The sequence below is a fragment of the Bacillus sp. UNC41MFS5 genome (assembly GCF_000686805.1).
In genome coordinates this window covers 115,263-141,793 of the sequence record NZ_JMLP01000012.1, presented here as the reverse complement: position 1 = coordinate 141,793, position 26,531 = coordinate 115,263, and the positions used below count along the sequence as shown (strand labels likewise).

At 39.2% G+C, this 26,531-nt stretch carries 27 protein-coding genes and 1 riboswitch; of the genes, 16 read left to right on the top strand and 11 right to left on the bottom strand.

Features of this window, described 5'->3' with window-relative positions:
* Position 1 precedes the first annotated feature (1 nt).
* The 3 genes from BR30_RS0107420 to BR30_RS0107410 form a co-directional block, all read right to left on the bottom strand.
* Positions 2-1,531, bottom strand: a complete 1,530-nt coding sequence (locus BR30_RS0107420) for an FAD-dependent oxidoreductase (protein WP_026564464.1) — start codon at positions 1,529-1,531, stop codon at positions 2-4.
* Positions 1,532-1,649: 118 nt separating this feature from the next.
* Entirely contained in the window at positions 1,650-1,796 is a 147-nt protein-coding gene (locus BR30_RS37285) for a hypothetical protein (RefSeq protein WP_197032304.1), read from the bottom strand.
* 94 nt (positions 1,797-1,890) lie between these two features.
* Positions 1,891-2,265 (bottom strand): DUF1360 domain-containing protein, encoded by a 375-nt coding sequence (locus BR30_RS0107410; RefSeq protein ID WP_026564463.1) that lies wholly within the window; start codon positions 2,263-2,265, stop codon positions 1,891-1,893.
* Positions 2,266-2,383: 118 nt separating this feature from the next.
* Between BR30_RS0107410 and safA the strand changes: the two genes are divergently transcribed.
* The 12 genes from safA (at position 2,384) to BR30_RS0107350 (ending at position 14,619) form a co-directional block, all read left to right on the top strand.
* The gene (gene safA, locus BR30_RS0107405) at positions 2,384-2,998 is read left to right on the top strand and encodes a SafA/ExsA family spore coat assembly protein (protein WP_026564462.1); all 615 of its coding nucleotides are present in this window, start codon (positions 2,384-2,386) and stop codon (positions 2,996-2,998) included.
* A 150-nt stretch (positions 2,999-3,148) separates the two neighbouring features.
* Positions 3,149-3,496: a lmo0954 family membrane protein gene (locus BR30_RS0107400; RefSeq protein WP_026564461.1), complete on the top strand. Its 348-nt coding sequence runs from the start codon at positions 3,149-3,151 to the stop codon at positions 3,494-3,496.
* Positions 3,497-3,517: 21 nt separating this feature from the next.
* A complete protein-coding gene (locus tag BR30_RS0107395; protein WP_026564460.1) occupies positions 3,518-4,162 on the top strand; it encodes a PspA/IM30 family protein in 645 nt (214 codons plus the stop codon).
* Positions 4,163-4,300: 138 nt separating this feature from the next.
* The gene (gene liaF, locus BR30_RS0107390) at positions 4,301-5,035 is read left to right on the top strand and encodes a cell wall-active antibiotics response protein LiaF (RefSeq protein WP_026564459.1); all 735 of its coding nucleotides are present in this window, start codon (positions 4,301-4,303) and stop codon (positions 5,033-5,035) included.
* Entirely contained in the window at positions 5,032-6,087 is a 1,056-nt protein-coding gene (locus BR30_RS0107385; RefSeq protein WP_026564458.1) for a sensor histidine kinase, read from the top strand. The genes liaF and BR30_RS0107385 overlap by 4 nt, the downstream gene beginning before the upstream one ends.
* Positions 6,080-6,712: a response regulator transcription factor gene (locus BR30_RS0107380; RefSeq protein ID WP_026564457.1), complete on the top strand. Its 633-nt coding sequence runs from the start codon at positions 6,080-6,082 to the stop codon at positions 6,710-6,712. The genes BR30_RS0107385 and BR30_RS0107380 overlap by 8 nt, the downstream gene beginning before the upstream one ends.
* Before the next feature lie 142 nt (positions 6,713-6,854).
* A complete protein-coding gene (efeO, locus tag BR30_RS0107375) occupies positions 6,855-7,706 on the top strand; it encodes an iron uptake system protein EfeO (protein ID WP_026564456.1) in 852 nt (283 codons plus the stop codon).
* A complete protein-coding gene (gene efeB, locus BR30_RS0107370) occupies positions 7,707-8,999 on the top strand; it encodes an iron uptake transporter deferrochelatase/peroxidase subunit (RefSeq protein ID WP_051633504.1) in 1,293 nt (430 codons plus the stop codon).
* Positions 9,000-9,029: 30 nt separating this feature from the next.
* Positions 9,030-10,784 (top strand): FTR1 family iron permease, encoded by a 1,755-nt coding sequence (locus BR30_RS0107365; protein WP_026564454.1) that lies wholly within the window; start codon positions 9,030-9,032, stop codon positions 10,782-10,784.
* A 105-nt stretch (positions 10,785-10,889) separates the two neighbouring features.
* Entirely contained in the window at positions 10,890-12,224 is a 1,335-nt protein-coding gene (locus BR30_RS0107360) for a polysaccharide biosynthesis protein (RefSeq protein WP_026564453.1), read from the top strand.
* Between the two features lie 95 nt (positions 12,225-12,319).
* Positions 12,320-12,838 (top strand): RNA polymerase sigma factor, encoded by a 519-nt coding sequence (locus BR30_RS0107355; RefSeq protein WP_026564452.1) that lies wholly within the window; start codon positions 12,320-12,322, stop codon positions 12,836-12,838.
* A gap of 38 nt (positions 12,839-12,876) precedes the next feature.
* On the top strand, positions 12,877-14,619 hold the full coding sequence (locus tag BR30_RS0107350) for an aromatic amino acid hydroxylase (RefSeq protein ID WP_026564451.1): 1,743 nt from the start codon (positions 12,877-12,879) through the stop codon (positions 14,617-14,619).
* 193 nt (positions 14,620-14,812) lie between these two features.
* Here BR30_RS0107350 and BR30_RS0107345 read toward each other — a convergent pair whose 3' ends face one another.
* The 5 genes from BR30_RS0107345 to BR30_RS0107325 all read right to left on the bottom strand — a co-directional run bounded on the left by BR30_RS0107345 (position 14,813) and on the right by BR30_RS0107325 (position 21,287).
* Complete coding sequence (locus BR30_RS0107345; protein WP_026564450.1) at positions 14,813-15,448, bottom strand: Bax inhibitor-1/YccA family protein; 636 nt, start codon at positions 15,446-15,448, stop codon at positions 14,813-14,815.
* 49 nt (positions 15,449-15,497) lie between these two features.
* On the bottom strand, positions 15,498-15,887 hold the full coding sequence (gene mscL, locus BR30_RS0107340) for a large-conductance mechanosensitive channel protein MscL (RefSeq protein ID WP_026564449.1): 390 nt from the start codon (positions 15,885-15,887) through the stop codon (positions 15,498-15,500).
* A gap of 370 nt (positions 15,888-16,257) precedes the next feature.
* Positions 16,258-17,490: an aminopeptidase gene (locus tag BR30_RS0107335; protein WP_026564448.1), complete on the bottom strand. Its 1,233-nt coding sequence runs from the start codon at positions 17,488-17,490 to the stop codon at positions 16,258-16,260.
* Positions 17,491-17,824: 334 nt separating this feature from the next.
* A complete protein-coding gene (locus BR30_RS0107330; protein ID WP_026564447.1) occupies positions 17,825-19,093 on the bottom strand; it encodes an MDR family MFS transporter in 1,269 nt (422 codons plus the stop codon).
* Between the two features lie 103 nt (positions 19,094-19,196).
* Positions 19,197-21,287, bottom strand: coding sequence for a DNA topoisomerase III (locus tag BR30_RS0107325; RefSeq protein WP_026564446.1), 2,091 nt, complete (start codon positions 21,285-21,287; stop codon positions 19,197-19,199).
* 322 nt (positions 21,288-21,609) lie between these two features.
* Here BR30_RS0107325 and hutH point away from each other — a divergent pair, with 322 nt between their 5' ends.
* Positions 21,610-23,136: a histidine ammonia-lyase gene (gene hutH, locus BR30_RS0107320; RefSeq protein WP_026564445.1), complete on the top strand. Its 1,527-nt coding sequence runs from the start codon at positions 21,610-21,612 to the stop codon at positions 23,134-23,136.
* A 44-nt stretch (positions 23,137-23,180) separates the two neighbouring features.
* Here the strand turns inward: hutH and BR30_RS0107315 are convergent, their stop codons facing one another.
* On the bottom strand, positions 23,181-23,384 hold the full coding sequence (locus BR30_RS0107315; protein WP_026564444.1) for a hypothetical protein: 204 nt from the start codon (positions 23,382-23,384) through the stop codon (positions 23,181-23,183).
* A 636-nt stretch (positions 23,385-24,020) separates the two neighbouring features.
* Positions 24,021-24,108, top strand: a riboswitch (cyclic di-GMP riboswitch).
* Between the two features lie 30 nt (positions 24,109-24,138).
* On the opposite strand from BR30_RS0107315, the gene BR30_RS35725 reads away from it, so the two are divergent.
* Positions 24,139-24,261: an anti-repressor SinI family protein gene (locus tag BR30_RS35725; RefSeq protein WP_081825381.1), complete on the top strand. Its 123-nt coding sequence runs from the start codon at positions 24,139-24,141 to the stop codon at positions 24,259-24,261.
* A 99-nt stretch (positions 24,262-24,360) separates the two neighbouring features.
* On the opposite strand, the gene BR30_RS0107300 is transcribed toward BR30_RS35725, so the two are convergent.
* Entirely contained in the window at positions 24,361-24,687 is a 327-nt protein-coding gene (locus BR30_RS0107300; protein ID WP_026564443.1) for a helix-turn-helix domain-containing protein, read from the bottom strand.
* 275 nt (positions 24,688-24,962) lie between these two features.
* Here BR30_RS0107300 and map point away from each other — a divergent pair, with 275 nt between their 5' ends.
* Complete coding sequence (gene map / locus BR30_RS0107295; RefSeq protein ID WP_026564442.1) at positions 24,963-25,712, top strand: type I methionyl aminopeptidase; 750 nt, start codon at positions 24,963-24,965, stop codon at positions 25,710-25,712.
* A gap of 39 nt (positions 25,713-25,751) precedes the next feature.
* On the opposite strand, the gene BR30_RS0107290 is transcribed toward map, so the two are convergent.
* Positions 25,752-25,976: a DUF1128 domain-containing protein gene (locus BR30_RS0107290; protein ID WP_026564441.1), complete on the bottom strand. Its 225-nt coding sequence runs from the start codon at positions 25,974-25,976 to the stop codon at positions 25,752-25,754.
* A 175-nt stretch (positions 25,977-26,151) separates the two neighbouring features.
* On the opposite strand from BR30_RS0107290, the gene BR30_RS0107285 reads away from it, so the two are divergent.
* Positions 26,152-26,523 (top strand): YtxH domain-containing protein, encoded by a 372-nt coding sequence (locus BR30_RS0107285; protein ID WP_026564440.1) that lies wholly within the window; start codon positions 26,152-26,154, stop codon positions 26,521-26,523.
* The last annotated feature ends 8 nt before the right edge of the window (positions 26,524-26,531 follow it).

Genomic DNA, 26,531 nt, shown 5'->3' with positions numbered 1-26,531 from the left:
CTCACTCTTCAGCAAGTAATTTTAGTGCTTTCTTTGCAGGTCCCTCGATTACATCGCCGGAATAAGCATACCGTGAACCGTGACAAGGACAATCCCATGTTTTTTCCGCATGGTTCCATTCGCATTCACAGCCAAGATGGGTGCAAGTGGTATCAACAATATGAAGTTTCCCTTTTTCGTCCTTATAGGCACCCGCTCTTTTTCCGTTATACATCACAACAGATCCTTCGCCGTCCGACAGATCGTCCGGATCTCCTGGAACGATTTCAAGCTTGCCCTTAATTAGATGTTTGGCAACGTCGATATTGGTGCTAGCAATACTTTTTAAATCCGGGTCGGCATGGAATCGGGACGGTGAATAAAGCTCTTTGTAAGGATTCTCGATATTCAACACATAATCAGCTAATAAACGACCAGCCATGGTTCCTGTTGTCATCCCCCATTTTTTAAAACCAGTAGCCACTAAAATATGCTCACGCTCAGAAGTTATCGGACCAATATATGGAAGCTTGTCCAATGTAACTAAATCCTGTGCAGACCAGCGGTAATCATATTCCTTAATCCCAAAAACTTCTTCCGCAAATGCTTCAAGATTTTCAAAATGCGCAATAGTATCAATACCTTGACCAGTTTTATGGTTTTCACCGCCAATAATAATGAGGTTTTCTCCATTAATTGGTGTATAACGAATCGAACGGGATGGGCTGTCCGCGCTTATATACATGCCGCCAGGGTATTCTTTGTCGGTTTTAATTCCAATAGCGTAGGAACGGTCCGCATACATACGTGCAAAATAAAGACCTGGCAAATCGTAAAATGGAAAATGAGAGGCAATAATCACTTTAATACAATTTACCTTGAAACCAGATTTTGTAACAACCCTTGACTGTTGGTCATTATCTTCAATGTCGGTAGCGGTTGTATTTTCAAACACCATACAGCCGGCTTTCACTGCTTCATCCAAGAGAACTTTTAGATATTTAAGGGGATGAAACTGGGCCTGATTGCGCATCATCAAGGCAGCCTTCACTTCAATATCGAATGGTATGGTATCCTTTAATGCACCATCTATATCAAGTTGTTTATAGGCTTCCCACTCCGTTATCAGCTTTTCTTTATATTCATCGGTGACCGCATAAATATAAGCATCTTGTTTGCTAAAATCACAATCGATACCTTTTTCGTTCACTTTACTTTCCACAAATTGTATGGCATTCATATGTGATTCGAAATAAAGCCTAGCCTTGTCCTCTCCAAAATGGTTTATAAATTCGTCATAAATTAAACCATGTTGTGCGGTAATTTTGGCGGTCGTATGACCAGTTGTACCATTCAAAACACTGCCTGCCTCCAATAAAGCGACCTTGACGCCTTCCTTTGCAAGTAAATAGGCAGCTGTAATCCCTGTAATCCCCGCTCCAACAATGGCAACATCGACAGATATATCTTCAGTTAATTCCTTAAAAGTTGGTAATTCTATTTCACGCCAATACGTTTTTGGAAATTGTGGAATTTTTTCAGATGAACTCATATATACTCCTCCAGCCTAAAAAAATGACATCATAATTAATTTTCCCAAAGGAGTTAAAATAAATGTAATTAAGGAAAGATTTTCTTAACGTAAAAAGAACCCAGCGTATGCAAGGTTCCTACTCCTCTTTGTTAATTTCCAATGGATCAATTCGGGTTGAGTCTTCGGTGTTTAAGGAACTTCTAAGGAAGTAGAAGAATGTTCCTCCTATACAACCAAGAAATATAAATAAACCAATCGTTGTGACCCACCAAATTGCAGCCATTGTATTCCCCCTTTGTAAAGCTTAAGAGACGAATGTCTTAAGCTTTTCTAAAAATATATGCAAAAGGGGGGAGGATTTTTCCAACGAATTTCTATTAGTCTTTTTTCTTAAGTGAGGCATAATAGTCCACTTTTTTGATATTTACACCGACAAAGGTTTCAATAATCGTCTGGCCGCCGGCAATCGATAAAATTAAGATGACCACAAAGGTAATGCGTGGAAAGAGTAAATAGGCTCCCCCAAGTAAAATGGCGCTCCAAACACCTGCACACCAATAACATTTCAATAAATAACCGAACATCGATGTCGGAACTTCCTTTGTTGCTACGCCAGCTTCTGTTTCCACCTTAATTTTTTTAACAAAAGGTTTACGGATAAATTCAGTAATTTTATCAAAAACAATTAAATGGGTTAAACGATAACTCGCTAAAATTAACATTATATATGTCATCCATGAAATTTCATTCACTTTTCAATCCTCCATAATGTAGACCGAATTTTAAATAAATCAGAGTTAATAAAATTTTTTAATCCATTGTATATTTTGAGCCTGAAATCAAGATTATATATTCGGAGGAGGCGAAAAAATGAAAAAATCTTTTTGGTTTAGTTTTCTGTTTTTATTATCACTCTTTTGTATTCCAAGCGTGTCTTTTGCCCAGCAAATATACACCGTTCAGCCGGGAGACACACTTTGGAAAATCGCTGTTAGGTATCAGGTTGGAATTTCCGAGATTATTTCAGCAAACCGGCAATTTACAAATCCAAATTTGATCTATCCAGGTCAAAAGGTTACCATTCCAAGTTTCGATACAGTCAAGAGCATTGAGAGTCAGGTCATTCAGTTAACCAATCAGGAACGTGCGAAAAATGGATTGAAAGCATTAACACCAGATTGGGAACTGTCAAGGGTGGCTCGTTACAAAGCCAATGATATGAGAGATAAGAACTATTTTAGTCATACGAGTCCAACGTATGGCAGTCCATTTGATATGATGAAAAACTTTGGGATTTCCTATCGATCGGCTGCTGAAAACATTGCAGCAGGGCAAACAACACCAGCATCAGTGGTCCAAGCATGGATGAATAGCTCTGGCCACAGAGCAAACATTTTAAGCACGAGTTCTACTTATATTGGGGTTGGCTACGCTCAAGGCGGCTCATCAAGACACTATTGGGTTCAAATGTTTATCTCTAAATAAGCCAAAAAAGGTCAGTAACTTAAGCATTTTGCTTAGGGACTGACCTTTTCTACGTCTTAAGACCGATATTAAAATCAAGCTAAAGCGCAATTATGACAAACATAGAAAAGAGGTAAGATGATATCAAGATATAGAAAGGAGAAAAACAAAATGAAAAAATTCGGTTTATTGTTAGTTGGTGGAATTGCTTCTGTGATCTTGCTTTCAACTATTGGTCCAATGCTGGGGTTACTGGTTAGCTTGGTACTCCTATACTTCATATTCAAACAGTTCTTAAAAGCGAAATCTACAGGAGGAAAAGTGGGGCTTGGGATTATCGGATTCATCGTCCTGATGGCCTCCATTCATAACGCCCCAGCCATCATAGGAGTGGCTGCTGCCTATGTGTTATACCTTGTTTATAAAAAATGGAACCAGAATAAGGACACTGTAGTGAAGGAAGAATCTGACCCTTTTGTTAATTTTGAAAAACAATGGAATGAAATGAAAAATTATTAAGATTAAAAGGAGAGAATACAAATGACAAACATATTTACAAGAATTAAAAATACGATTACAGCAGATTTACACGAGGCACTTGATCAAAAAGATAAAAAAAATCCGATTGCCTTATTGAATCAATACCTGCGTCAATGTGAACAAGAAACAGAGAAAGTTAGAAAGTTGTTAGAACGTCAATATACATTGAAGGATGAATTTACGAGGGAATACCAGCAGGCAGCTCAGTTAGCTGAGAAAAGAAAATACCAGGCTGATGTTGCATCTAAGGCTGGCGAAACAGAGCTTTATCAGTTTGCCTCTTCAGAGTTTGAGCAATATGCGGACCGTGCAACCCGCTTAAGTGCATCACTTGAACAAGTAAAAGGTCAACTAGCAGACTTAGAAAGAAAATATGAAGAAATGAAGCACAAAATCAAGGATATGCATCTAAGAAGGATGGAGTTAATGGGGCGTGAAAATGTGACACGTGCAAACCATCAAATCAACCAAGTGCTTGATGCGAATACTTATTCAGATAAATCCTACTCAAAGTTTAAAGAGATTGAAAACTATCTTGACCGTTTAGAGCATCAAGTGAATAGTTCGTTTTATCGTAATACCATCGATGCTCGAATAGCACAGTTAGAAAAAGAAATGAAATTAGAAGAAAGCAAGTCCATTTAATTACAAATATGGTATGCTAAAAGAAAAGCGAAGGCGCCTCGCACATGGGCGCAAGCATAAAAGGCGTAGTCTTTCTGCGCCTTTTGTCCATATATTAAAATAAGTGATGAGCCAGACATTTATAAGGGAGGGTGGGCCATGTTTAAAAATACCAAAAATGATTATTTAGGCTGGATGTTCATCATTGGTGCGATTATTCTAGTCATGGAAATATTATTTTTCAACAGTGGGCTTATTTTTTCCCTTATCATATCTGGCGGCATGATTTTTCTCGGCCGCAAGCGTGCGGGGAAAAAGAGGGGGAAGTTTCTTTTTATCGGCGGAATTATCTTCTTTGTAATTAGTATCTTCCACATGATGACGTTTAGGTTCTTTTTGCTCGCTATTTTACTGCACTTTTTAATTCAGTTTATTCATTCAAAAAAGCATCCTAAGAAGATTTCACCGGAAATCATCCAAGCGGAAGAAAACGCTGAACAGGAAACACTGATTAGAACAGAACCATTATTTGAAAACATTGTTCTTGGTCAACAAAAGACCCCTGCGGGTCCTTATAAATGGAATGATGTAAACATCCAGGCAGGAATTGGCGATACCATCATTGATCTTAGTTTTACGATGCTTCCAAAAGGGGAAACCGTTATCTTTATACGAAATCTCGTCGGGAATATTCAAATCCTTGTTCCTTATGATATAGAAGTAAGTATCCAGCACTCCTGCATAGTAGGTTCAACAAGTGTTTTCGAGCATCATGACTCGAAACTTTTCAATCGGGTCTTACACGTAAAGACACCTGGATATGAGGCAGCCGAGCACAAAGTCAAAATATTTACTTCGCTCGTTGTCGGAAATTTAGAGGTGAGCCGGATATGAGCACAACCCAGCGCCAAATTTTCTGGAGTGTCGGCTTTTCCTTTTTTATTGCGATCATTATCTGTGCCATTTTTATCTTCGTTTTCCCACTGGGCAGTTGGGCCGAATTGTGGAGTAAACAGTTCATGAGTATTCCCTTTGTTATCTTTATCCCGGCCTTTAGTATTGCGGTCGGAATACTTTTAGGTGCGTTCTCTGGGATGTATTGGAGAAGACAGTTTCTCTTGGTTGAACATTCCTTGCATTTATTAGAGGAAGGGAAACAGATAGAAGTGAAGGAGAAACCGGTGATTTCGGAAATGCAACTAATTGCCAACCGAATTGACAAAATCGGCAAACAGATGTCTGAGCAAGCTAAACTTTCTCAGCGATTAGCCACCGAGAAGGTAGAGGACTTAGAAGGAAGAATTCAAGAAATAATTGAACAAGAACGGAACCGTCTGGCCCGTGAGCTTCACGACTCTGTCAGTCAGCAATTATTTGCTGCTTCGATGATGATGTCAGCCATTAACGAAACAAAGCAGCAATCACCACTAGAAAATGACCGCGAAGCAAAGCAATTGAAAATTGTCGAAGAAATGATTCACCAATCACAGTTAGAAATGCGTGCCCTTCTTTTACATTTGCGGCCGGTTGCCTTGAAAAATAAAACACTCCAAGAAGGAATTGAAGAGCTGTTAATCGAATTATCTCAAAAGGTTGAAATGGATATTAAATGGAAAACAGAGGCTTTTCCCTTAGATAAAGGTGTGGAAGATCATCTTTTTCGAATTCTGCAAGAATCTATATCGAATACTTTAAGACATTCGAAAGCAGGCTCGCTCGAAGTTCTGATGGTTAAACGAGACGACCTGGTCATCTTAAGGATTGTTGATGATGGAATTGGCTTTGATGTAAACGAAATGAAGGCAGGATCCTATGGAATGCAAAATATGCATGAGCGTGCGGTTGAAGTCGGCGGTACGTTAAAAGTAGTAAGCGTAAAAAATCAAGGAACAAGGCTGGAAGTAAAAGTTCCGGTGATGATTAATGGGGATGGTGCCAATGATTAGAGTGGTATTTGTTGATGACCATGAAATGGTCAGAATCGGGGTTTCTTCTTATTTATCTGCACAGCCAGATATTGAGGTAGTCGGGGAAGCAGACGATGGAAAAAAAGGGGTGGAACTTGCCCTCGAACTTCGCCCTGATATTATTTTAATGGATTTAGTTATGAAGGAAATGGACGGGATTGAAGCCACAAGGCGAATCGTTGAGCAATGGCCTGAAGCAAAAATCATCATTGTAACCAGTTTCTTGGACGATGAAAAAGTATATCCTGCACTTGAGGCAGGAGCCACAAGCTATATGCTAAAAACATCAAAAGCTGGTGAAATAGCCAATGCAGTCCGCGCTACATACCATGGACAGTCGGTCCTTGAACCGGAAGTAACCGGAAAAATGATGGTGAAAATGCGTCAAAAAAATACCCATCTGCCACACGAAGACCTTACCTCACGTGAGATCGAAATATTATTATTAATGGCTGAGGGTAAAACCAATCAAGATATTGCGGATGAGTTGTTTATTGCTCTCAAAACCGTCAAAACCCATGTCAGCAATATTTTAAGCAAACTCAACGTACAAGACCGAACGCAAGCAGTCATTTATGCATTTAAGCATTCATTAATTAAATAACTCCCGAAGGCTTTCCAAAATGGAAGGTCTTTTTTTTTATAAAATTTCAAAAATATAATTGAAAAGGTTTCTCATTTACTGGTATGATATAAATGCAAATGAAAATGATTATCATTATTATTGATACCGGAGGATTACATACATGAAACTATTAAAAGTGTCAGGCACCCTAATTTTATCTAGCAGTCTACTATTTGGTTGTTCAAATAATTCGAAGGATTCATCATCAAAAGAAAAGGTAGAGGACAAAGCAGTTGCGAGTCAGGCTTCGCTCAATGGGGTCACAGATGATTACAGGGCATATGCCTTAGGAGAAATTGAAGAATTTGTAAAGGCTACAGAGGCCTTTACAGCCGCTGTTAAAAAGGGAGAAATCGAACAAGCCAAAGCCCTTTATGGACCAGCACGGATGCACTATGAGCGTGCCGAACCAATTGCGGAAGTGTTCGGTGACCTAGATCCGAAGATTGATGCACGTGAAGGCGATGTTCCTGAGGCCGAATGGGGCGGGTACCATCGAATTGAAAAAGGTCTCTGGATCGAAAAAACCACAAAGGGATATGAGCAGTACGCGGAGCAGTTAATGAAAGATGTTAATCTACTGCGTGCCAAGGTAGATACCGTTGAAGTGACACCAGAATTATTGATAACTGGCGCCGTTGACCTTTTAAATGAGGTATCCACTTCAAAAGTGACAGGCGAAGAGGACCGCTATTCCCATACTGATTTATATGATTTTGCTGCCAATGTGGAAGGGGCAGAAAAGATTTATCAATTGCTTAATCCGGCATTAACGAAAAAAGATGAGGCCGTGTCAAAGGAAATTCAAGCCCGTTTTGATGATGTGTACAATTTATTGAACCAGCACAAAAAGGGAGATAGCTACAAACTCTATACTGAATTAACTGAAGCACAAGTAAAAGAATTAAGTCAGGCGATTGATGCGCTAGCAGAACCACTCTCACAAATAGGACTTGTAACGGAGGCGTCTTAATTGGTAAAGAATCCAAACATCATCGATGAATCTTCAGTAATCGGAAAAAAGATTTCGCGAAGAGATATCCTTAAAACGGCCGGTGTTGGTGGTGTCGGAGTGATTCTTGGTGCTTCGGGATTAGGAGGATTGCTTTCTATTTCGGAAAGCAAAGCTACCACTAAAGAAGCCCACGACATCGTTCCCTTTTATGGCAAACAGCAAAGTGGGATTACCACAAAAACGCAAAACCACGTGTATTTTGTTTCCTTGGATGTAACCACCTCGAAAAAAGAAGACCTGGTTCAATTACTCAAGGATTGGACAAAGGCCGCCGCCTTATTATCTGAAGGGAAAGCAGTCGGAGATCTATCGAGTAATGAGTTTCTCCCACCAAAAGATACTGGGGAGGCCGCTGGGTTATCTGCTTCTAATTTAACGGTTACATTCGGAGTTGGTCCTAGTTTATTTGTAAAAGACAATCAAGACAGATTCGGCCTTAAACATAAGCAGCCAAAAGAATTAGTGGATCTACCTAAATTTCCGCTTGATGCGTTGGAAGACGAATGGACCGGTGGGGACCTGTGTATTCAAGCCTGTGCGGATGATTTGCAAGTAGCCTTTCACGCGGTGAGGAATTTGATTCGAATTGCTAGAGGGAAGGCGATTTTACGTTGGGCGCAAACAGGGTTTCAGCGCACGAAACAAGCAGATCCAAAAAATGAAACACCAAGGAACTTGTTTGGCTTTAAAGATGGCACAGCCAATCCTGATGTAAACAATGAAGAACAAATGAACAAACAGGTTTGGGTTCAGCCTGGAGATGGCCCTAATTGGTTAGCGAATGGAAGTTATCTTGTCGTTCGAAGAATTCAAATGTTTATTGAAGTATGGGATCGTACCACATTAAAAGATCAAGAAAATACCTTTGGCCGTTATCGTGAAAACGGTGCACCAATAGGGCAAAAAAGTGAATTTGAAAAACTTGATTTGAAGCAAAAAAATGAAAAAGGCAAATATAGCATCCCTGCGGACTCGCATACACGTTTATCCCATGGGGACGGTTCACAGCAAATTCTGCGCAGGGCCTATTCCTATTCAGATGGAATGGACCCGAAGACTGGCAGTTTTGATGCAGGCCTGTTGTTCCTATGTTTCCAACGTGTTCCTAGTAAACAATTTATTCCGATACAAAATAGATTGGCCACGATGGATAAATTAAATGAATATATTTCTCATAGAGGAAGTGCCATCTTTGCTTGTTTACCGGGAACGAAACCAGGTGGCTTTATAGGAGAAACACTTTTTAACTAGAGTTTTTCCTATTATAGAGGAGAGAGACACATGTTACGATTTAAAACAAAAAGTAAATCTATATTAATTCTAATGATGTTTTTCGTTTTTTTCCAAACCGTTCATCCAGCGAAAGCGGAAGTGAATCATGATGAACTTTTCGTTCTAATTGGTGATAGTTTAATGAAAGCCAAGGATGGAGACCAATCAACCGTTTCGACCAATATGGAACAGTTTGCAAACGAATGGAAAGCAATTAAGAACACGGATAGTGAACAGGCTAAAAAGGTCGAACAAGCGCTTCAAGAGGTTCAAAGTTTACTAACTGAAGGGAAAATAGAAAAAGACGTGCTGTCAAAAAGTCTTTCGTCCCTGTCAAGTGCGGTGGTTCTTTATGACCAAGAACAAAATCCACAAGATAAAAAAAAGGGAAAAGAACAAGTAAAGCAGATGACACCGCTCATCGCCACATTTAAGAAATCGATTGAGGACGGAAATCAAGCAGTATTGAAAACTCAATATCAAACCTTGCTAAATAAATGGAATGCTTCGGAAAAAATTGTCCATGATGAGAGCATTGCGACCTACGGCAGTATCGAAAAATACATGGCTTTAATTCGAATCGCGATTACCCAGAATCCGGTCGATTTAGATAAGGCGAAAACAAATATCGAGATGCTATCAAGTGAAGTGGAAAATTTCTTAGCAGGGAAGGTTTCTAAACAGGTTAAAGGTGATTATTCACTGTCGGATCTTACTACATTATTGAGTAAGGCAGAATCACAGATCTCACAAGAAAACTATAAAAGTGCCGAGAACCAGTTAAATGTAGTCCTAAACGTTTGGCCAATGGTCGAGGGAGATGTTCAGACGAGGGATAGTAAACTGTATAGTGATCTTGAAACCAAAATACCTACAGCTATTAGTCTCTTAAGTTCTGCTAAAGTCGATGGTCCAAAGGCAGAGGAGATTGTAAAAGATATAAATTCACGTCTTGCACCGTTAATTAGTAAAACTGATTATTCATTATGGGATGCGGCATTAATTTTGCTGCGTGAAGGGTTAGAAGGGTTATTAATCGTCGCTACATTGCTTGCCTTTTTGAAGAAAATGGGTCAGGGAGCAAAACAGAAATGGATCTGGGCGGGTGTTGGCGCAGGTATCCTAGCAAGTGCTGTATTAGCTATTATTATTAATATTGTATTTTCTCGTATCGTTGCAGCTTCCAGCCGAGAATATATTGAGGGTATTACTGGAGTTGTTGCTGTGGTTATGATGTTAACAGTTGGAGCATGGCTCCATAATAAATCCAGTATTGGGAACTGGAATAAATACATCAATCAACAAATGGAACAAGCAATTGCCAGAGGAAGTTTAATTTCATTTGCTTTTATTAGTTTTCTGTCTGTGTTCCGTGAAGGAGCAGAAACCATCATATTCTATACAGGAATCACCCCTTACATTAGTATGCAGCAATTGGTTTTGGGTGTAATCCTGGCAGTGGGAATCCTTGCCATTGTTGGGTTCGCCATTATTTACTATAGCGTCAAAATACCGATTCGCTTTTTCTTTAAAGCGGCAACAATTCTAATTTATATTTTAGCCTTTAAAATTCTCGGGATTAGTATCCATGCGTTGCAGATTTCGGATGTGTTGTCGACAAGCACTGTACATCAGCTTCCGTTTATTGATTGGATTGGTTTCTATCCAACATTGGAAACAACAATTACCCAGTTATTATTAGTCATCATCATTGTGGGATTAACTTGGATGATTAAAAAAAGAACAGTCATTACTAACATTTAAAAGGGCCTTAGGTCCTTTTTTCGTTACTTTAAAAATTTTCTCCTACTAATCAAAGAACTTGTCTCATAAGTTTATATAAGTGAGATTAGTATGGAGGAGAAAAAATTGGGGATTTATTATAAGGGAATATTCTTTTTAGCTGCTGCTGCTTTTTTGGGGGAAGGTATTGAAGTTTTAGTTAATATGATTCTTGCTCGAGAGTTAGGACCACACGGGTTAGGACTGTATATGTCCATTTTGCCATCGATATTCCTCATTGTTTTACTTGCAAGCTTCGAGTTGCCTGTATCAATTTCAAAATTTATTGCAGAAAGGGAAGAACGTTATCACCGTAATATCCTTCATCATGCCATTACGATTACGATTGTATTCTCGGCTGTCCTTTTTTTAGCAGCTACTGTGATCATTCCGTTTATTCCTGTGTTTGATAAATATCATCCATATGTAAGATGGCTTGTTTTAATCTTAATCCCAATCATCTCCTTTACGTCCGTCGCGAGGGGATATTTTATGGGCAAGCAACAAATGGGGAAAATAGCAGTCTCTAATTTTTTAAGGAAAACCATTCAACTCGCTGGGTTGTTTCTCCTCTTTCGTTTGTTTGCCTTTGACACATCCGAGTCATTGCTAATCGCAATTGGTACATTTATTGGAAGCGAGATTGTTGTGTTCCTATATTTATTCTACATGTTCATTATCCAGTTTCAACAATTGAAACGCCAGCCATTTTCTAATATGAAACGCAAGGTAGTCCAGAAGAATTTAATGGCAGTATCGATTCCAACCACGGGTCTTCGGTTGTTTTCAGCATTCACTGGTGCAATACAGCCTTTTATCATTAAGGCAGCGTTGGTTCGTTCTGGAATGAGCGAAACAGTAGCGACCGAGCAATTTGGGCTGCTGATGGGAGTCGCCATGTCAATTGGCTTTTTCCCAGCATTTATTGCCCATTCTCTTATGGTCGTTCTAATTCCAGCTGTATCCAAGACTTACTCACAGGGTGACTATAAAAGGCTCCAAAAAATGCTTCAACAGGTGATGAAGCTCACCTTTGTATATGGGGTCGCAGCTGTTGCTATTTTCTACTTTTTTGCACCGGAGTTAACTTCGCTATTTTTTAAATCAGAAACACCAGCCCTATTTTTACAATTACTCTGGCCATTTTTCTTATTTCACTTCTTTATCATGCCGATGCAGGCCTTTTTGTTTGGACTTAATCTACTTAAAGAGACCTTTATTCATATCATTTGGTCGACCATCATCTCCTTTGCACTCATTCTCCTGCTTGCAGCAATGCCAGAATGGAGAATGAACGGGGTTATTATTGGCATGAATACAGGCGCTGTTTTGTTAGCGCTTATGCATTATATAACCATTTGCAAAAAAATTGGGATAAGTTTATTTATGCAGAGGCTCATTCAAAATCCCACTGAAAGATAAATTTAGAGAAAATTACTTCAGAACTGTAGGGGTTACACTTTCCACTCCGTCTATTAATATGAAAAGTTATTTTTTCGACATGGAGGTTTAGGAAAATGAAAAATGAACGTACCCCATCATTTGAAAAAGTGGTCATGGAATACGGAAGAGCCATTTATAAATATATTTTATCATTGGTGAAGCATAAAGAACTTGCTGAGGACATCTATCAGGAGGTATTACTCTCTGCTTATTTAGCATATCCTTCAATAAAGGAGCAATCCAAATTTAAAGGATGGTTATTTACGATTGCCATCAATAAATGCCGTGACTATTGGCGGAAAGAAAATAAATCAAAGCAATTTTGGAGGGAAGAAGTTTATTCGTATTCAGCCTCACTCGAACCAACCGTCATCCCAGAAGAGGAAGTGTTACATAAATTTTCTGCAGCACAAATGGCTGAAAAGGTTAACCTATTACCGGAAATCTATAGATATCCTATTTATCTATATTACTATCAAGATTTTTCTCTCGTCGAAATTGCGAAGAAAAGTAACCTTCCCATGTCTACGGTTAAAACAAGGATGAGAAGGGCGAAGGAAAGACTCCGACCAAAAATGCAGTCACTGGCATGATACCAGTAAAATATTCTTTGAGAAGGAGAATGTTCATTATGACTGGAAAAGGAGCAAAAAGAGGCCAGGCGCACTTGCAGCCATACATTTCAAAACAGTATTACCATCGCTATACACCCATTGATCATGCAGTGTGGCGCTTTGTCATGAAGCAAAATCATTACTTTTTAAAGGATATTGCCCATCCCGCATATGTAAATGGCCTGCGAGATTCAGGGATTAAAACTGAATCCATTCCAAAGGTGGATGATATGAATAAGAGCCTAGCCAAAGTCGGCTGGGGGGCTGTAACGATTGATGGATTAATTCCTGGTTCCGTCTTTTATGGCTTTCTCGCAAATGGCCTTTTACCGATTGCGACAGAAATAAGAAACATCCAAAACATTGCCTATACCCCTGCACCAGACATGATTCATGAGGCAGCTGGACATGCGCCCATTTTATTAGATAAATCTTATCGGGAATTTGTAAGGAAAATCGGCGAGATGGGGGCAAAAGCACTTGCAAGTAAAGAAAAATTAGAAGTATTTATGGCCGTCCGCCATTTAACCATTGTTGCGGAAGATCCTAATTCAACCCCTGAACAGGTGAAAGAGGCAGAAAGGCTTGTGGCAGAAGCTAGAAAAAAGGTGAAGGGTTTATCTGAATCAGATATGGTTTCAAGGCTTTTCTGGTGGACGGTGGAATATGGCTTGGTAGGTGACCTGAGCAAACCGAAAATCTACGGAGCTGGTTTGCTTTCATCTGTAGGTGAGAGTCAAAGCTGTCTAGCCGACGATGTGAAGAAGATCCCATTTTCAGTTGAAGAATGTATTAAGACACCATATGATGTCACGAAGCCGCAGCCGCAATTATTTGTTTGTAAAGATTTTGATGAATTAGCAATGGCCATTGAAAGATTTGCTTCGACGATGGCCTTTAAGAAAGGCGGCACGGAAAGTCTTGAAAAAGCCTTGCAATCTGATAATCTTGCAACATTTGTCTTCTCGTCTGGGTTGCAAGTGACCGGTACCTTGGCAACAATCTGGAAGGATGATAAGGGAGAAGCTATTTATATCAGAACAAAAGGACCGACGGCACTATCTCTGGAACAGCAGCAAATAGTGAATCATGGCAAGGATACGCATCATAAAGGCTTTGGAACACCAATAGGAAGTCTTGAAGGAAAGTTAGCATTAGAGAATTGCTCGCTGTCTCAATTAAAGGATTTAGGTATCATTGAGGGAAGCGAAGCCGTGTTAAAATTTGAAAGCGGTGTCATTGTAAAAGGCATTGTGAAGTCAATTTTGATGTCAGCAGGAAAACCTGTCTTAATCTCTTTTCAGGATTGCCAAGTAACCTATCAGGGGCAAGTCCTTTTTGAGCCATCATGGGGGACATATGATATGGCAGTTGGGGCAGCAATTACATCTGTGTATGCAGGTGCAGCAGATCCAGATGAATTCTTTGAATGGCCAAAAAATGAAAATGATAGTTTGGAGGAAGCAGAAGTTCAGCAACTAAATGAATTACAAAGGCTTTATGCAGAAATCCGCAGCCTGCGTGAGGGAGCAGATTGGAATGAACAGAGTTGGCCTAGATTGGAGAAGGTAATAGCGACTCTAAATCAGAAATATCCAAATGAGTGGCTATTGAGACTAGAAATACTAGAAATCTACAAGTTGCAAAATAGGAGCCATCCCAACGTAAAAATTATTTCAGAACTATTACGAAACAAAAATTGGGGAAAATCAGTTAATCAGGTGATTCAACGAGGATTCACGTTAATCAATAATAGTTAAAGGAAAAGGAGCTTGGGGATCCAAGCTCCTTTCTCGTGCTGTCCAGCTCCAGCGCCCTAGCGGCTAGTGTCCTTCGCGCTCCGCCCTACGATAAGTCAAGCACGAATGCGCCTCCGGCTCTTCGTGTTTCCTTTATCTCAGTTGGAGCGCTCCAGGCCATACACCGCTGAACAGGGCGCTTGCGCTTTTCTGTTTAGTCCTTGCTAGAAATTATCCCAAATATTCGCAGGATGCTTACAAATAGGTTTATAAAGTTCAAGTATAAGTTTAATGCCATCAATGGTACTTCTTCCGATCTGACCCCGTAATGCTTCATGCGGCTGAAGTCAAAGAGAACATACCCGCTAAATACGATTACTCCGATAATGGAGAAAGCAAGCATTGCTGTTGAGCCTAATGGAAAGAAAATATTATAAATAGAAATAACCACTAAGGCAAGCAAAGCAGCGAGCAGGAATCCACCTAAGAAGGAAAAGTTTTGTTTTGATTTTGTTGCGTAAATAGCAACACCAGTAAAAACTACGGTTGTACTAGCAAATGCCATGACAACAACGTTTGCTCCTGCAGCAGCTGTGTAATAGGCTACGATTGGGTAAAGCGTAATTCCCGAGATAAACGTAAAGAGATATAGAAATGAATACGAAATGGCCTTTTTGCGTCTGAAAAAGAATGCAATCATGAGCATGACAAATTCTAGAATCGCTAGCGGCATAAATAAACTATCTGGTACAAATACACCTGCCATTGTACCCACGAAAGCAATTGCCAGGGAAAGGGCAAACGTTCGTATAACAGAGGGCAAAAATTCAATAGATGTTTGTGTATACAATTTTTTCACCTCAAAAATTATTTGTTACTTAAGATATACGATTAATTGGTCAAGATGTTTCATTTTTTCTAAAAAAATCTTTATCTTCTTTTAATAAATCGCGGATTTCTGCTAACAGCTCTTCTGTTCGGTCTACTTTTACAACCACCTCAGCAGGTTCTTCCTTCTTTTTAAAACGATTAATAAACTTCACAAATAGGAAAATTGAAAAAGAAATAATTAAGAAATCGACCACTGTTTGAATAAATTTTCCATACGCTAAGTCTCCATAGGCAAGTGCAGAAAAATCAACTACTCCGATGATTAATCCAACTAATGGCATGATAATATCGGCGACGAGAGAAGAGACAATTTTTCCAAACGCCCCACCGATAATAACACCGACAGCTAAATCAATAACATTGCCTTTCATGGCAAACTGTTTAAATTCATTCCACATAAGAACGTCCTCCTACCAGCTTTTTTGTTAATTATCTATTCTACCTCTTAATCATCTATAATGGCAATTTCGAGTTCGACATGTCCGAATACTTTAGGCAATCGGATAATATAAAAAAGAGCAGGTGATCCTGCTCTTTAAGTTTCTGAACTTAGATTACTGTCTAGCTCCAGTGCCCTAGCGGCTAGTGTCCTTCGCTCTCCGCCCTACGATAAGTCAAGCACGAATGCGCCTCCGGCTCTTCGTGTTTCCTTTATCTCAGTTGGAGCGCTCCACAAGGAAGGCTTCGGTAGCATAAGCATCGCACGAAGAAAGAGCGTGAGCTCTTTCGAGGAGGCCATACGCCGCTGAACAGGGCGCTTACGCTTTATTAAAAAGCCCAGTTTCCGCCTCTAAACACGGGTTCTGTTTTGCCATCAGCGGTGATTCCATCGATGTCCATCTCAGTGGAACCAATCATGAAATCTACGTGGGTGATACTTTCGTTTAGACCGTGCTCTTTCAATTCTTCAGAAGACATTTTCTTTCCGCCTTCGATACAGAAAGCATAGGCACTGCCGATCGCTAAATGGTTTGAGGCATTCTCATCAAATAATGTATTAAAGAATAGGACATTTGATAGGGAAATTGGTGAATTATATGGTACAAGTGCAACTTCACCAAGATAATGGGAGCCTTCATCCGTATCAACAAGACGCTTTAGAATTTCTTCGCCTTCTTCTGCTTTCACGCCAACAATTTTTCCATTTTCAAATGTAATTGAAAAGCGGTCAATAATATTTCCACCATAGCTTAAAGGTTTTGTACTGGCAACTGTACCATTCACACCGGTTCGATATGGGACAGTGAACACTTCTTCGGTCGGCATGTTTGCCATAAACTCGAAGCCATTTTCATTGACACTGCCTGCGCCCACCCAGATGTGTTTTTCAGGAAGTTCAATCGTTAAGTCTGTACCAGGCGCTGTGTAATGAAGCTTTTGGTATCGTTTTTCATTTAAATAATGAACTTTTTCATGAAGGGTTTCATCATGTTTCTTCCAAGCTTCTACTGGATTTTCAACGTCTGCACGTACTGCTTTAAAAATCGCATCCCAAAGCTTATTGACTTGGTTTTCAGCAGGCTCATCAGGGAATACTTTTGCAGCCCATGCAGGTGAAGCAGCGGCGATAACCGTCCAACTCACCTTATCAGATTGTACGGCCTTCCGATAATTGGCCAATGCTGTTCCGGCAGCTTTATTAAAGTTAGAAATCCGTTCTGGATTCACACCTTTTAATAAATCTGGGCTAGTAGAAATAACTGACATAAAGGCTGCACCCTTGGCTGCTAGGTCTTCCATTTCTTTGGCACGCCAAACAGGATACTCAAGAAAAGCATCGTCTGGAGCTAAGTCATATTTTGTTCTTGTTACAGTATCGTCGTTCCAGTTGACGATGACATTTTGAGCACCAGTTTCGTAGGCTTTTCTAACAATTAGACGAACAAAATTCGCCGCATCTAATGTAGCATTAACGACTAGAGTTTGACCTTTCTGAACATTTACCCCAACCTTAACAGCTAGTTCAGCATATTTTTCAAGAGTTTTTTTAAATTGACTCATATGTACGTCTCCTTTTTTCTGAATCTCCCTATATTGTAGCGTTATTAACTAGAAAAAGAAACTATTACCAATTGCACAAGAGGATGCAAAAAAACAGTAAAGATTTTCATCCTTACTGCATCTTGCTGCCGTATACTTTTATATTAAAATAAACACCTGCGGAAAATAGTACTAAGAATGTAATAATACCTGATAATGATGTTGGAGCCATGAACTGGGATAATTCCATTGTTTCCACCGCCCTTATATTAATTATCTTTATAAGTTAATTATAATACAAATTGGGCAAATGTGAACAATTTAGTACAAATATTGATGAATTATTGACTGGTTTTTATATCTGTGTTCTAAACTTTTGTTTTTCAAATGAATAAAACATGAACCAATACATCCCAGCACTTAACAAGGCAAGAAAAACTAACACGAAAAAGGTCCAGTTATAGCCAAGCAATACCGTCATTGGAATTGCTAGCGGTGCAATGGTTCGGCTTATGGTAAACCGAAGGCTTGCAGCGGCGAAATATTGACCGCGCATATGCTCAGGAGCAAGTCGCGATACAAAGCTTTGCTGGAGCCCAGCCCCCATTAATTCAGCAAAAGTGAAAACCGCCATCGCGATCATTAAACCCCAAACCCACGTGGTTTGACTAAAAAGAATCATTGAAATGGCGTACACAACTGACGAGAGAACAAATACATTTCTTTCATAATAAGTACTCATCCACTTTGTGACAATCACTGTCAGAAGAGCGACGAGGAAGCCATTTTCTGCAAGTACCAAACCAAAGGCCTGCTCACCATTGACTGAAAACGACCAATTCCCTATTGAAAATAGACTTTGAGTTTGGAAGACATCCTTTATATAAACTGGAATCAACAAATCCAATTGCATAAATGTTTGCCCAGCTAATACTCCTGCAAGGATAAATAACAGAAACGTTTTATCTTTAACAATGAGTGAATAATCCTCCAGCTGATTTTTTAAAAAGTAATACCATTTCCCATCAGACGAAAAAGCGCTTTGATTAACCGGGACTGTTTCACGGGTCCATTTGGCTAGAATAAGTCCTAAGGAAATACAAACTAACCCAGCGACAAGTAATAGTTGGAAGCGGTAATGAACATAAAAAATCGCACCTAAAATCGGGCCAATCACAACCGCAATATTAATAGATGTGTAAAAAATGGCAAACACATTGCTTCTGTCTTTTTCATCGACAACATCGGCTACCATCGCTTGGCTGGCAGGCCAATAAAAGGAACCGAATACACCGGCTACTGCAAAAGCCACAAAGCCCATCCACGGGGATTCATACCAGGGTGAGCTTGCGAAGCCAAATGCGATAAACGAAAGGCCTTGACCGATAGCTGATAGAACCATCATTCGTTTGCGCCCGAACCGGTCAGCACAGTATCCGCCCATAAGGTTAGCAAGTACAGAAAAAACCTGTGAAAAAACTAATAATAATCCTGCTTTACTTTTACCGAACTCTTCTGCGAAGTAAATCGTTAAGAACGGAAAAAACATCCAAAATGTGATATTCATCATTGCTTCGCTAAACAAGCGAACCTTTAAATTAGGATCCCAATCCCTAATCCTCATAGATTATCCTCGTTTCTAAAATTTTGACCAACCATAATACTAGCCGAATCGAAAAACTTACAACATAAATGGTAAGCACATCCTGAGTGCTTACCATTTATAATTATTCCTGATTGTTTAAGGCTTGTTTTAGTAAATCACCTAAGCTGGTTCCGAAATCTTCTTTTTGTGTATATTTCTGGACGAGCTTTTGTGCTTCCTTTTTATTGACTGCTTTTTTCTTGTCTTCTGCTTTTTCAACGACATTACAGCGGCGGCATTGGAAGTACGTGCCTGCTTTTCCATCATGAATCTCCATTTTTTTATGGCATTGCGGACAACGACGGTTGGAAAGCTTTGGATCCTTTCGTTTTCGGAAGGAACACTCTGGACTTGAGCAAACGAGAATTTTGCCTTCCTTTGTATTCCGTTCCTTTAGGAATTCGTTACATTCCGGACATCTCGAACCGGTTAAATTGTGGGCACGGTAGGATTTTTCACTTTTTTTAATTTCAGAAACCAGCTGCTCCGTTTGGCGGCGGATCTTTTGTAAAAAGGCTTTCGGATCTGCCTTTCCTTTGGAAATCTTCTCAAGTTCTTGCTCCCATTTGGCCGTTAGTTCCGGTGACTTTAATTCATCATTAACAAGATCAATAAGCTGCTTGCCTTTTTTCGTTGAGTGGAATCGCCCATTCTGTCGTTCAACGACTTCCGTTTCCACGAGTCTTTCAATAATTTCTGCTCTGGTTGCTGGCGTCCCTAGTCCGAATTTCTCCATTTGTGACAGAACATCAGCTTCGGAATAGCGCTGCGGCGGCTCAGTCCATTTTTGATTGATTGAGCAATTTTTTACCGAAAAGGACTGACCTTGAGTTAATTTTTGCAGTCCAGTAGTCAATTGTTCCGATCCTTCTCTTCCTAATACCTTTTTAAAGCCCAATTCAATTACATTTGTTTCTTTGGCGGTAAAGGTTTCGCCATCAACTTTAAATGTTGCCTGTATGGTTTCAAATTCATAAGCAGGTAAAAACAATGCTAAGAAACGTCTAGCAATGATGTCATAAAGTTTTCTTTCGTCTGAATCAAGTTCACTTAGATTAAGTCTTTGTTCCGTTGGGATGATTGCGTGATGGTCTGTTACCTTTTCATTGTTAAAGACGCGTTTGGCGAGCACAATCCCCTTGTTTGCAAGAAGCGGACGAACTTCTTCTTTATACCCGGATGCCATGCCATGCAAGCGGTCTGTCATTGTGTTCATCATATCGGTGGTTAAATAGCGTGAATCAGTTCTAGGATATGTCACCAATTTGTATTGCTCATAAAGACGCTGTAAGACAGATGATGTCTTTTTCGCCGAGAAACCAAATCGCTTGTTTGCATCCCGCTGTAGTTCGGTTAAGTCATAAGGCAGCGGTTGTGGCTCGGATTTTTTCTTGCGGTCTATTTTATCTAGCACCGCCTTTTTACCATTTACTTTTGATTGGATGGTTTCAGCCTTTGCCTTATCGAAGATGCGCTTTTCATTGTCCCGTTCCCAATCTGTTGAAAGTGGGCCAATATCGGCTCGAATCGTCCAATATTCCTTTGGAACAAAGGATTGAATCTGCTGTTCTCGTTCCAAAACAAGGGCAAGAGTAGGGGTCTGAACCCGTCCTGCCGAAAGTGGGTCTTTATATTTCGTTGTTAGTGCTCTTGTTACATTCAATCCGATTAACCAATCAGCTTCTGCACGGCAAACGGCTGAATGGTAGAGATCCTCAAATTGTTTACCTGGCTTTAATTGCTTGAACCCGTCTTTTATGGCTTTATCTGTTTGCGAAGAAATCCATAATCTTTTTAAGGGCTTGTTCCACCGAATCTTTTCAAGAATCCAGCGCGCAACTAATTCACCTTCACGACCAGCATCAGTGGCGATGATACATTCGTTAATGTCTTTCCGTTTTGCTAATGATTCGATTGCACGGAATTGATGGTTGGTTTGCTTCATGACCATCAAGCCCATTTTTTGTGGAATAATCGGTAAATCCTCTAAATTCCATGTTTTATATTTCGTATCATAATGCTCTGGCATTTTTAATTCGATTAAGTGGCCGAGTGCCCATGTGACAATGTATTGATTTCCTTCCATATAGCTTTTATGTTTTTGATTGCAGCCAAGAACACGGGCAAGTTCCCGGGCAACACTTGGCTTTTCTGCAAGTACAAGAGATTTCATAGTTACTCCTTTCAGGTACATCCATTTTGACCTTTATATAGTATAACGGAATCTCAAGATATTTTGTAACTTAAGTATTTTCCTTTCATTTATTATCCTGCTAAAGCGTTATCGTTCTAAAATTCAGAAAATTAGATTGACAAATAAGCTTATCAAACCATACAATATTATCACTAAGGTAGATAAAGAATGGAATGATACCCATGAGGCATCTGAAAATATTCAATCAATTCATCATAAAAGAGGCTGGACTCCCAATCAATTAGATTCGGAATCCAGCCTCTTTCTTTATTATACTACAGTGGTAGAGGAGAGAGACGATATGGTAATACTGACAGGTGGAAGTTTAACATTAGAGCAGATGAAAGATGTTTTATATCGGAAGCAAAAGGTCATGGCCTCAAGTGAGAGCATGGAAGCAGTCAAGAAGAGTCGTGAAGCAGTTGAAAGAATTGTTTCAGAATCAAAAGTAGTTTATGGAATTACGACTGGATTTGGGAAATTCAGCGACGTCCTTATCGATAAAAATCATGTTCAAGACCTCCAGCTTAATTTAATTCGCTCCCATGCCTGCGGGGTTGGTGAACCTTTTCCAGAAATAGTTTCCAAAGCAATGGTACTGTTACGAGCTAACGCACTCCTCAAGGGTTTCTCAGGAGTCAGGCCTGTAGTCATTGAAAAGTTATTAGAGTTAGTGAATCAGGAAATCATTCCTGTGATTCCACAACAAGGTTCCCTAGGGGCAAGTGGTGATTTAGCCCCGCTTTCTCATCTTGCGCTGGTTTTAATTGGCGAAGGAGAGGTATTTTACAAAGGTAAGCAAATGGAGGCTTTTACAGCACTCCAACAAGAAGGGATTTTACCGTTAACGTTGGAGGCAAAAGAAGGTTTAGCCCTTATTAATGGGACACAAGCGATGACAGCTATGGGGGTGATCGGCTATTTGGAGGCAGAGCAGCTGGCACATGAAAGTGAGCTAATTGCAGCCATGACAATGGAAGGGTTAAATGGAATTATCGATGCATTTGCGGAAGAAGTTCATGTAGCTAGAGGTTATAAACAGCAAATTGATACAGCAGCAAGAATCCGTGGTTATTTAAGTGATAGTTTATTAACTACACAGCAGGGCGAGTTACGGGTTCAAGATGCTTATTCTCTCCGCTGCATTCCACAGGTTCATGGTGCATCGTGGCAGGCTCTGGATTATGTGAAAGAAAAATTAGAAATTGAAATGAATGCAGCAACAGATAATCCATTAATTTTTGATAATGGGGAAAAGGTAATCTCAGGAGGAAATTTCCATGGACAGCCGATTGCTTTTGCAATGGATTTTATGAAAATCGCCGTGGCTGAACTGGCAAATATTTCAGAAAGACGGATTGAAAGATTGGTTAATCCGCAGTTGAATGATTTACCGGCATTCCTTAGTCCTCAACCTGGTTTACAATCAGGTGCAATGATCATGCAATATGCGGCAGCAGCACTGGTATCAGAAAATAAAACACTTGCCCATCCGGCCAGTGTCGACTCCATTCCATCATCGGCTAATCAAGAGGACCATGTAAGTATGGGTACAATTGCGTCAAGGCATGCTTATCAAATTATCCAAAATGCACGAAGAGTTGTGGCAATTGAACTGATTTGTGCGATGCAAGCGGTGGAAATCCGCGGGATTGATAAAATGGCCACAAATACTAGGTTGTTTTACGACAAGGCCCGCGAACAGGTAGCATCCATTAAACAAGATAGGGTATTCTCAAAGGATATTGAAAAAGCTGCTGAGTGGCTCAAGTCAATCGAATTTTCACCATTTATTAAAAATTTAAGGATCGAAAAGGGACAATTCTAAAAATGATTTCTTAATAGGAAAAAGGCGTGAGATGCTCACGCCTTTTATTCTGTCTGATCATTGAGTAAGCGGGCAGTATCTCCTCGATACTCCTCTTCATTTTCCACACGATTTTTAAACGCTTCACGTACAACTAGGAATTCTTCGTCACCAACTGCTTCTTTCGCATGTTTTTCTGTTAAACTGCCTTCCGGGAAGTTTCCTGGATGGCCCTTCTTTTTATGTTCAAAATGTTCTCCGCGCGCCAATTACAACACTCCTTTCGTCTACTCAAGTATCATTCCCGAAACGGAGTGAAATAATTACTTTTTAATTACCTACACAAAAAAGAAAAAGCTGAATGACAGAGGAATCCAATAAAAAAGATTCAATCTTCACCAGCTTTTTGTTTTGTGGAATCTGGCTTGCATATGCGGTCTAATAAATAGCCAGCAAACACAATAAATGCAATCGGAATGGAAAAGTTCAACACATGGATAAGAGTCATTGGACTGCATCACCACCAATATTAGAAAATTATTAATATTCATAAAACGTTTATGTTGTTTTCATTATATGCCGATTGTCACAATTTAGACAAATATTTAACGTATATGTTGGGAAAATATTTTGTTTTTGGTTAACGAAGTGAGTAAACAGCAGGGGATTTTTTCCAAATATTCACTCTTTTTGACAGAGGGTATGAAGATTGTAAGTCCAAATTAGGATGTTTTTGTAGATATATGGGATAATTTGTTAGAAAAAGTTGTGTGAAAATTTAATCAATACGACAAATTACAACACCCTACTGAAATAGTACTAGATATAATATCAATAAAGATTAAGTAAATCGACCTATCAAAACTAAAAAGAAATGCTAATTCAGTGACTTAAGTTTTATCAATGTCAGAAAAAGGCAAACCTGTTGAAAAGCAGGGACGCAAAGCCGAGGATCTAAGGCAGTTTTCTTGCTAAGATGGCCGGGTTACCTGGAATACAGTTTGTATTTTAGGGGTGGAGAGAATGGTTATTACCGAAAGTAAGGTAGAAGTAATCGATCAGGAATGGATAGCACTCATATTAGAAGCAAAGGACTTAGGGTTATCCATAGAAGCAGTTCGTGATTTCTTGGTCAGCGAAAAATGATGATAAGAAAATCATAAAAGTACATAAATAAAAAGCATTCTACAAAAAAATAACTTTTTTGTAGAATGCTTTTCTTTTTCAAAAAGATTATTCCAATTTCTATTTATCGTTTTGATTAATTCGCCATTTGTTAAATTCAAGGAAATCTCGAAATTGTTCTTTAGAAACGCCAGAATTCATGGCGTCCTTGACTAGATTCATCCAATCAATATCTAATTCCTCTTTATTAATTTCTTCATGTATCAAGTGATCCACAGGGATATTTAAAACAACAGCGATTTTTTCTAGGAACTTTATAGAAGGATTCTCTTGTTTATTATTTTCAAGGTTACTTAAATAAGATTTAGCCACACCTGCTTGAGCAGCAAGTTCGGATAGCGACATTTTTCTATCTAAGCGAAATTTTTTTACGCGATCACCAATCATTAGTCTCACACCCAATTATTATTCACTCTACGTTAATTCTATCAAAAAGAATAGAAAAGCACCATATTAAGAACAAAGAAATAAGGCAAAAATATGAACTTTAAGTAAAAAATTAAGTTAAAGTATTTTTGAAAAAATACCAGGATAGAGTTAATATTAAAAGTGTTGCCTATTACGGCATGTTGTATAATTTTTTAATGGTATGTTTTTAGTCGAATAACGATTTTGATTTGCATACATAAAAATAAATAAAAAAGGAAGGGGACCCTACAATAATGATTGTCCTTAAATCTCAACGTGAAATAGAAGCAATGAAAAGAGCAGGGGAAATTCTTGCTGCCTGTCATAAAGAAATAGCTAAATTGATTAAGCCAGGTATTACTACTTGGGAAATTGATGTCTTTGTGGAAGAATTTCTTAAGAAAAAAGGTGCGACACCAGAACAAAAAGGCTATAAAGGCTATGAGTATGCGACATGTGCGAGTATAAATGACGAAATTTGCCATGGCTTTCCAAGGAAAGAACCTTTAAAAGAAGGGGATATTGTGACGGTAGACATGGTTGTTAATTACAACGGTGCGCTAGCGGATTCTGCCTGGTCATATGCAGTTGGGGACGTATCAGAGGAAACTGAGCGTTTATTAAAAGTCACAAAGGAAGCACTGTACAAAGGGATTGAACAAGCGGTTGTCGGTAATCGAATCGGAGACATAGGGCACGCTATTCAAAAATATGTTGAAAGCGAAGGGTTTTCCGTTGTTCGTGATTTTATTGGCCACGGAATTGGCGCAGTAATTCATGAGAAACCGGATGTTCCCCATTATGGACTGCCAGGGAAAGGTGCAAGAATCAAGGAGGGTATGGTCTTTACAATCGAGCCCATGGTTAATGTAGGACGATACCAAACAAAAATGGATCTTAATGGCTGGACGGCAAGAACTATTGATGGAAAGTATTCAGCGCAATACGAACATACCCTTGCCGTTACCAAAGAGGGAACCGTCATCTTAACTGAACAAGATTAATAACAAACAAACCCGTTATGTTCATAACGGGTTTTCACTTTATTTCTTTCGAAGACTTCCAAGCTCTTCTACTAATGCTTGCATTTCATTAGGACTAAACGAATTCTTTCTTTGGACCATATCATAAATCTCTTTCAATTCCTCGTACATTTCTTCATCAAAGTGTGAAGGTTTAATCGCACCAAGGTTCAAGACTTTTAACTTTTCCTTTATTTGTTCAATCATATATTCGACATTTTCAATCGACTTTTCAGATAAATTCATTTCGGTCATCCTTTCCGAATTATTAAGTTCATCTTTTCATGTAAGAAATTATATGTCAATAAAAAAATCGGACTTGCATGGAATACGTCTATCAAGGAAAATAAAAATATGCAGGTTTTGGTATTTTTTACATGGGGTACTATTGATAATAACAAGGATTAAAGGAGACGTTAACATGACACAGAAAAATCAATTTTGGCGCGGAATGATACTTGGGGCTATTGCTGGCGGGGCCATCAGCCTTTTAGATAAACAAACACGTGAAGTGATGAAAGGAAACGTACAAAAAACCACATCAAGGGTTACCTATGTTTTTAGAAATCCAGGTGAAATTGCGGAGAAAGTTAAGGAAACAGCTGAAAAGGTAAAGACAACCGTAAAGCAGGTTAACGAAGATATCTCCTTTATCACAGATAAGGTAGAAGAATTACGCGAATTAACACCTCAGGTAACTGACATGATAAAAGAAACAAAGGATACTTTCTCGAAGAGTGACGAAGCACTTCTTTTAGAAGAAGTGTTAGGAGAAGACGAAAGAACTAATTAGAAGGAGGA